Origin of the sequence: Rickettsia sp. TH2014 (assembly GCF_019249195.1) — a bacterium.
GTDB classification, from domain to species: Bacteria; Pseudomonadota; Alphaproteobacteria; order Rickettsiales; family Rickettsiaceae; genus Rickettsia; species Rickettsia felis.
Map to the genome: position 1 here is coordinate 1 of NZ_MXAX01000156.1, position 8,930 is coordinate 8,930.

Genomic DNA, 8,930 nt, shown 5'->3' on the forward strand with positions numbered 1-8,930 from the left:
TTTTTTGATTTAGATTCATCTCTAATCCTCCATTNNNTATTATCTTAATTTTACTAAATGTAAGATTAAATCTCAACTATTACAATTTAACCCTGTGTGATGGCTGCTACTTCATCGGCGAAGTTTTTTTCTTCGTGTTCTATACCTTCACCAAGTTCGTATCTAACAAATTTGGTGATGTTAATTTCTGCATCGAGTTCTTTTTCAGCATTTTTAATTACTTCCGCAACAGTAAGTTTAGGCTCAAATAAGAAATTTTGCTGAAGCAATACAACTTCAGAGAAGAATTTACGTATTCTACCTTCTACCATTTTTTCTATGATATTATCAGGCTTTCCTTCTTCTTTGGATTTTTCAAAAAATACTTTTCTCTCACGCTCTACAAGTGCTTGATCTAAGCTTGAATCGTCTATACTTTGCGGGTTATTTCCTGCTACATGAACAGCAATTTGTTTAGCTAAAGCTTCTAGCTTTGCTTTATCTTTTGCATTAGATTCAAGACCTACTAATACGGAAATTTTTCCTAGATTCGGTACAACTTCATTATGTACGTAGGAACCGATTGCTCCTTCGGATATCTCTAATATATCCATACGACGTAATGTTAAATTTTCACCGATTGTAGCGATATTTTCTATAATCTCCTCTTCAACTGATTTACCGCTTTGCATTTTAGATGTTTTTAGCGTGTCTATAGTTTTTGCAATTACTGCAAGATTTGCAATATCCTTAACTAGATCCTGAAATTGCTCATTTCTAACAACAAAATCCGTTTCGGAATTTACTTCAACCACCACTCCGGTAAGCCCATCAACTTTTACAGCCGTTAAACCCTCAGAAGCAATACGTCCGGCTTTTTTTGCTGCCGCAGCTAAGCCTTTCTTACGCAGAAAATCTATAGCTTCTTCAAAATTACCGCTGGTTTCTATTAATGCTTTTTTGCAGTCCATCATACCTGCACCGGTTTTTTCTCTTAATTCTTTAACCACTGCAGCACTTATATTTATTTCACTCATACCTTACTTTCTCCTTAATTATTATATTTGGCTTGGGATGTATAGATAACTAATCGTCATTGCGAGGAAAGGCGAAGCCTCGACGTGACAATCTCAGGAATCTTGTACTGTTACATGAGATTGCCACGCAGCCTTACGGCTGCATAGCTCATGACGGTTCAAGTGTCCAAACTACGCATTATCAGAATTTTTATTTTCATCGGCATCATTTAATGCTTGCTCAAATTCTGTATTTGTCTCTTCATCAATATTTTTCGTTTTAGAGAATTTTTTAGCTTGTTTTAATTTAGAAACATTTTTAGAAGTTAACGCCTTATCTGTATGCTCCTGCATAGCACCTATATCAACCCCTGAAGCTTTCATTGATTCTTCAAGTCCTTGTAATGCCGCATCTGCAAATAAACTACAATAAAGTCTTATTGACCTTATAGAATCATCATTACCTGGAATCGGATAATCTACATTATCAGGATTAGAATTAGTATCGACTACTGCAACTATAGGAACATTAAGCTTTACCGCTTCATTAATTGCGATATGCTCTTTATTAGTGTCAATAACTACTAGAAGATCAGGTTTAGAATTAAGATTTCTAATACCGGCAAGAGATAGAAGTAACTTCTCTTTCTTACGACTCATATCAAGTATCTCTTTCTTAGTATAACCCATAAGTGCTTCTTCATTTTCTAAGGTTTTTTCTAGCTTATTTAGTTTTTCTATTGAACCCGCAATAGTTTTCCAGTTAGTTAGCATGCCGCCAAGCCATCTATGATTTACATAATATTGTCCGCATTTTTCAGCATATTCCGCTATAATATCACTAGCCTGTATTTTAGTACTTACAAATAATATTTTACCGTCTTTTTTTACGGTTTCATATATTGTATTTAAAGCAACACTCATTAAAGCGGCACTTTGTCTCAAATCGATTATATGAACATCATCACGTTCACCATATATATAAGATGCCATTTTAGGATTCCAACGTGAGGTCTTATGACCGAAATGCACGCCTGCATCTAATAATTCTTTAATGTTAACGGCCGGTATTTTTGACATTTTTAAATTCTCCTAATTGTTAGTTTATACCTCCGTAAGATGCTCATTCTAATGAACTAACATATATCTTACGTGTGAATTTTTTGCTTACATATTGTTCATGCTGCGACTCCTGTGTCATTCCTGCGAAAGTAGGAATGACATAGGAGCGACGCCGTCTTGACTACATATTAAGCCTACAAACTATATACGTATATTGCATAATTTACAAGCTTTTATTCTTTTCGCCAAATAGTAGTACCATCAGGTTTATCTTCTAGAATTATTTTTTCCTCTAATAACTGATTACGAATTTGATCGGCTAATAACCAATTTTTTTGTTTTTTTGCTTCCAAACGCTTATTTAGAAGCTCATTTATATAGAGTTCATCCACACCGCTATTAAACCACTCATGGGGAGCTTTATTCATTAAACCAATAAAATTAGCACAAGCAATAATAGCAGAGGCGTTAAGCTGCCTTTCTTCTTCAGTTTTAGAAATAAAAACACCTTTAGCATGGTCATTAATTATTTTAACGGCAAGCGGCGTATTCATGTCATCAAGTAAGCTTTGCATGAAATTGTGAGGTAAATCTATTTTTTGTACATTAATATTTTCTATGGCTCTATACCAATAATCTAAAGTCTTTTTAGCATCTTCTATAGCTTTATCATTATAATCAAGTGGACGCCTATAGTGACTACTTAATAAGAATAATCTTACTACCTCTCCTGAAATTTCTTTATCCATTAAATCCCTTACGGTAATAAAATTACCGAGAGATTTACTCATTTTCTCACCGTTCACCGTTAGAAAGCCATTATGTACCCAATATTTAGCATAGGTAGAATCCGGAAAAGCACATCTACTTTGAGCAATTTCATTAGTATGATGCGGGAAGATTAAATCTACTCCGCCACCGTGAATATCAAAGTTCTCACCTAAATATTTGTAGCTCATGGCCGAACATTCAATATGCCATCCAGGGCGACCAAATCCCCAAGGACTTTCAAAATTCATATTTGCGGATTCATTTGGCTTTGCCGGTTTCCATAACACAAAATCCTGTGGATGCTTTTTGGTTTTGCTGTTTTCTATACGCACTCCCTCAAACATTTCTTCTAAATTCCGGTTAGATAATTCCGTATAATTTGGAGCTGATAGAACATCAAAATAGACATGATTATCAGCAATATATGCGTGATCTTTTGCTATTAAGCGTTCTATTATTTCGATCATTACATCAATATGCTCTGTAGCTTTCGGCTCAATACTCGGTAGCATGCAACCTAAATATGCCATATTTGTATGAAACTCTTGCGTAATTTTATCAGTCAACTCATTAATAGTAATGTTAAGTAGCTCAGCCCTATCGATAATTTTATCGTCAACATCTGTAATATTACGTACGTATTTTACAGATTGCACACCAAATATTTTTATAACTATACGGTAGAGTAAATCATATACCACTCCCGACCTGCTATTACCTATATGAGGATTATCGTAAACAGTCGGTCCGCATACATACATTTTTACTTTAGTCTTATCTTGAGGGTTAAAAACCTCTTTGGTACGGCTAAGAGTATTATATAAGTGAAATTGAATTTGCATATTTTATTTACCAAAAATTGAGATGCCATTAGTATGTGATGTATTAAGCACATTTTGGTTAAAAAATCTATTAGTTAACAAAAATTAGTAATTAATAGTTTACATAAGTTAATAAACATTATATAATTCGCCTCGTTTATATTTAAAAAAAATAATAACTGATCGAGGTTTGAATGAGCTTACAAAATTCCCGCTCAAAAAAATATGTTTTAACTTTTTTCATGTCAACATGTTTGTTGACTAGTAGCTTTTTAAGTACAAGTGCTAGAGCGGCAAGCTTTACCCAATTAGCTAACCAAATACCAACCTTGAGCGGTCTTTCCGAAGTACAAGGAAAACAGAAATGGAATAGTTATACTTTACAAGAAAAACAAGAAGCATGGAGAAGAGCAAAGTTGACACCTGATTTTGTTCAAGCAATGATTGATATGCAAACCGGTTTTACTGAAAGTGATTTATCGAGTCGCAATAACAAAACTAGGCATAAAGCAAGAGAAAAAAAAGCAGAGCTTGACTTATATATTGCCGGAACGAAACAAGGCTTTAAGGAAAAAGTTGACGAGTATATTTCACAAGGAAAAATTCCTACGCCTGAAGAAGCAGCACAAAACCTTGAAATAGATTATGGTGCTAAAAAAACAGATAATAAACTAAAAAAAAATCAAATTGTACGCCGTGCCGAAAAGGATAAAAAAGCATTACTAGATCTGTATATTCGCTCAATAACAACTTCAGTTAAAGAAAAAGAATACATAACTACCGGTCAAGTCCCTGAATTAGGTGAACTAGAGAAAGTTCTTAATATAAGTAAAGAAGAAGCAAAACACCGTAGAACCATAATAAGAGATCAAGTTATGGCAAATGAAAGACCAAAGCTTGTACGTAGTGGTACGGTTCTTACAAAAAAGGAACTACATAAACGTTTTGGTAAAGACACTACTACAGATGACACAAAATATATTGACGATATAACCACTGAGGTTATGTATACTAAAAAACAAGAATTCATAAATAGTGATTCTGTTCCTGAAGCTAAGAAAATAATGAAAGAATATAACGTGGGCAGAGTACGTGCAGAGCTCTACCTAAAGCAAATAGAAGAAGGAAAAAAAACAAAGCTTCTAGCAGACAATAACCAAAACACTACTAAACCCTTTACTAAGCCTTCTAGCACAACTACAAATACTGCAGGAACATTTTCGGGGGTTCCTTTTGACACAGGTAGAACAAAACCAGAAACAAAATCATTCGACTTTAAAGGATCAATGCATAGTCTTCTAAATAGTAAACAGGAGGATCAATTAAGCAAGACTGAACAACACTTAAAACAGCAAATAAAATTAGAAGAAAATAAAGGAGAGTTTAAGGAAATTTTAACAAAAAATCCTATAGACGCATTACAATTTGCAGAACAGAATAATTTAGATAATTCTTTTAAACAGGAAGCTATATCTAATATTGACTTAAGTAAGGATACAGACAGGATATTATTTACTGTTGATGATAAAGGTAATAGAACAATATTAAATACAATATTAACTACTACTCCAGAACACAAAGATGAACTTATTAAGCAAGCTCAACACCATGCCATACAAACTTTACCAATATCTATATCTGATAAAGACGTTAGTGACAAAAAAAAATTAACGCTTGCAACACTGGCTGCAACAGAAGATAAAAAAGTACTAGAAGCATCATTAGATAACTGGTTAAGTACTAACGGATATAAACGCAAGCCGGAAGTAGAGTCTTTAATCTCTATACTTTTATCTGATGAAACCACATTAAAAGCAGGAATAGATAAAATTTTTGGGTTACCTGTAGAAAACAATGTTAATAATAATTCAAATAAAGGTCAAAATGGCGTTCCTGTTCCTCCGCCACCCCCTCCTCCGTTAAATGGAACACCGACTTCTACAGCTTTTAATAGTTCAAATCCTAATCATAAATTTGATTTAAAAAATTTTGAAGCTACATATCCTAGTTTATATAAATCGTATAATGAATTTATTCAAAATACAACTTTAGCCAGTCAAAGTCAGGCGACCACAACGTCTAATAATATACCTGATACTAAGGCTAAAATGGGGGAATCACTTGAATTACTTAAACAGAAAGTTACTAAGCAGAATGAGGTAATAGGCTTAATACGTAATGAAGTAACAAAATTGTATAACTTTTCTCCTAAAACTTTTATAAATTTATTTAACACTGAGAACGAAGAGATTATCAAGAAAATTGAACAAATTGCTAAAAGAGAGGATATACAAAAAATACTTCAAGATAATGATATAAAAATAACATCTACTTTTGTAAATAAGATTTTTAATGAATCGTTAGAACAAACAAAACAACGTCTTCGTTCATCTAATATAATAAACGCAAAACAATATAAAAGGATTGAACAATATGCAAACAAACAAGAATGCGTAGCAGAATTCTTAAGAATTACAAATCTTCTAGAGCAATTAAAGTTTGCTAATAAATATATAAATATTCTTGGACAAAGTACCTTTAATGGTAAACTTAATGAATTAATAGAAAGCCCTAATAAGTTAACGTCCTCACAAAAAATTAATTTTGTACTTCAAGGGTATCAAGAATTAACTAGGGAAATTCCTACTGCTAAAGCTAATTTAAATAAATTAAAACAAAATATTTTAGAAAAAATTGAAATTCAACAATTAATCGCAAATAAAGATATAAGCCGAAAAGATTTATTGGATATACTAAATAATAAAAATCCTGAGTTATTAAAATCACTTCTTGAAGCTAAGGTTATTTTAGAAGAGAATAAACTTAATAATTTAGCTAACGAAGTTGATTTAAAGGAAATTATACCTTCTCTTAATTATTTAACTTCAGAGCAATTAACAAGCTTAATTAATAGAATAACTATAGAAGGAGTAAAAACAGCACTTAAGGTTAAATGGGAGCAAGAAAATAAAACCGTATCTAATAATACTGAAAAGCCGCTGATTTATAATAACGATACTCCACCTCCGCCGCTTCTTAATATCGGTACTCCAATGCCTCCCCCGATTCCTAATGGCAATAGTAACTTTGGACCTAATGATTATCTAATTAGCATGGGTTATACACAGGAATTTATAGATAGAATGGATAAGGTAAAACCTAACAATAATTTTGGTAAAAAGAAAAATCATAATTATAAAGCTAAGGATTTTAAATCTAATATAGGAAAAAATTATTATGAATCTACTTCAAAATTAGGAGGAACAGATATATTACTAACTGATTCACAAAAGTTAGAGAATGCTATTAAAAAAGAAGTATTAGCAAAATACATAGAAGAACCAGATAGAAATATGCAAGATGATTCTCTTTTAAAACAAGCATTTGAAGAAAAATTTTACTATGCTGAAGATAAAAATACAAAAATAATTCCTAAACTCTCTGAAGTAAATTTTGATCCAAACTTTATAGGACCAAGAACCGAAGTAGGACAAGAGATATACGAACTTTATGAACAAGAACTTCTAAAACTTGCAAGAGATCCGGTATTTATTGAGTATGTAAAAAACAATAATAATACCCAAAAAGATGGAAGAGAATTATTAATAAGCTTTATTGAACAAATAGAGTCTAAACGTCCTGAACTAGAACAAAAATACGGTAGCGATGTTCAATCAGAAGACAATAACCAGGAAAAGAAAGTAGGACGTTTAAATATGAAACAATTCCAATCATTGTTTCAGCAAGAAAACGAATCTGCAAATGACGAATCCTCAACAAAGGATGATCCACAACCTGAAGATAGTAATAAAAAGTCAGAGAAATCCGATTCAGAAACCGCTTTATCACCTAGGTTATTGAGTTCTAACGATAGCAAAAATGATAAATCATCAGATGACAAAAAATCACTTCTAGCCTTAAGATCTAGTGACGAAGACGATAAAGGATATGAAACTGAGGAAGAATTAGAAGAAAGCAATAATACAACTGAAGAAGAATCAAAAAAAGATATAGCTTTAGAAAGCGAAGATGAAGCTATCGATTTGTCATTCAAAACTGAAGCAATTGCAGAGCAAGATGAAGCGACACAGAGACAACAAGTATCTGATGACACCAGTAGGAAAGTAGCAATATTAGTTAAGGCAACTTCAACTCTCCATAAACCTGTTCACTATAATATTTTAAGTGATAGATTAAAGGTTGCTGCAATAGGTGCCGGTGATGAAGAACCAACTATCGCAAGAGGGGTATGGATTAGCGGCTTATACGACATTAACAAACAAGGAACTTGGAAGAATATTCCAAAATATCAAAGTCGTACAACCGGTGTAACTATCGGGGCCGATACTGAATTCATTAATAGTCATGATGTTATCGGAATAGCTTATAGCCGTTTAGAATCCCAAATTAAATATAATAAAAACCTAGGAAAAACAGCTGTTAACGGTCATCTTTTAAGCATTTACGGTCTAAAAGAACTAATTAAAGGTTTCTCGTTACAAGCTATAACATCTTACGGTCATAATTATATTAAGAATAAATCTAAAAGTATTAATAATATAATTGGAAAATATCAAAACAATAATTTAAGTTTTCAAACCTTATTAAATTATAAATATCGTACAAAATATGATTTACATTTCATTCCTAATATCGGTTTTAAATATGATTATTCAAGAGCTAGCAACTATAAAGAATATAATGTAGATATAGAAAATTTGATGATTCAAAAGAAATCAAATCAATCATTTGAAAGTAGTATTGGCGGTAAAATAGTATTTAAGCCTATAGCGACCGTAAATAATATAATATTAACGCCAAGTTTGTACGGTAATATTGAGCGTCACTTCAATAATAAAAATACAAAAGTTAATGCAAAAGCGACTTTTAAAGGGCAAACATTACAAGAAACAATTATTATACCAAAACAACCTAAGCTTGGATATAATATCGGTAGTAATATACTTATGAGTAGGAAAAATATAAATGTTCTACTTGAATATAATTATTATACCCATAGAAAATATCAAAGTCATCAAGGGCTTATTAAACTAAAAGTCAATTTGTAAAGCTATTACTCAGCCACTATAAGATTTTAGCTTATTAGTGGTTGAGCATACTTCGACACAAGTTGGAAAAGAGCAAGGAGTCTATAAGACAAGGAACGGCAGCAGTTATTAAAAACTCAACATCCGAGGAGTTACAAAAACATTGTAGCCGATTTGCCAAATTCACCTGTAGAAGTCAAGATTTAATCTTACAGACATTATAAAAATTATAT

The 8,930-nt window shown here is 32.0% G+C and carries 4 protein-coding genes; 1 reads left to right on the plus strand and 3 read right to left on the minus strand.

What is annotated here, in order from left to right:
- Positions 1-86: 86 nt before the first annotated feature.
- The 3 genes from tsf to cysS all read right to left on the minus strand — a co-directional run bounded on the left by tsf (position 87) and on the right by cysS (position 3,670).
- The gene (gene tsf, locus KYQ89_RS02970; RefSeq protein WP_218460340.1) at positions 87-1,016 is read right to left on the minus strand and encodes a translation elongation factor Ts; all 930 of its coding nucleotides are present in this window, start codon (positions 1,014-1,016) and stop codon (positions 87-89) included.
- Between the two features lie 171 nt (positions 1,017-1,187).
- A complete protein-coding gene (rpsB, locus tag KYQ89_RS02975) occupies positions 1,188-2,075 on the minus strand; it encodes a 30S ribosomal protein S2 (RefSeq protein WP_218460341.1) in 888 nt (295 codons plus the stop codon).
- 215 nt (positions 2,076-2,290) lie between these two features.
- Positions 2,291-3,670, minus strand: a complete 1,380-nt coding sequence (cysS, locus tag KYQ89_RS02980; protein ID WP_218460342.1) for a cysteine--tRNA ligase — start codon at positions 3,668-3,670, stop codon at positions 2,291-2,293.
- Between the two features lie 173 nt (positions 3,671-3,843).
- On the opposite strand from cysS, the gene KYQ89_RS02985 reads away from it, so the two are divergent.
- A complete protein-coding gene (locus tag KYQ89_RS02985) occupies positions 3,844-8,718 on the plus strand; it encodes an autotransporter outer membrane beta-barrel domain-containing protein (protein WP_218460343.1) in 4,875 nt (1,624 codons plus the stop codon).
- Positions 8,719-8,930 lie beyond the last annotated feature (212 nt).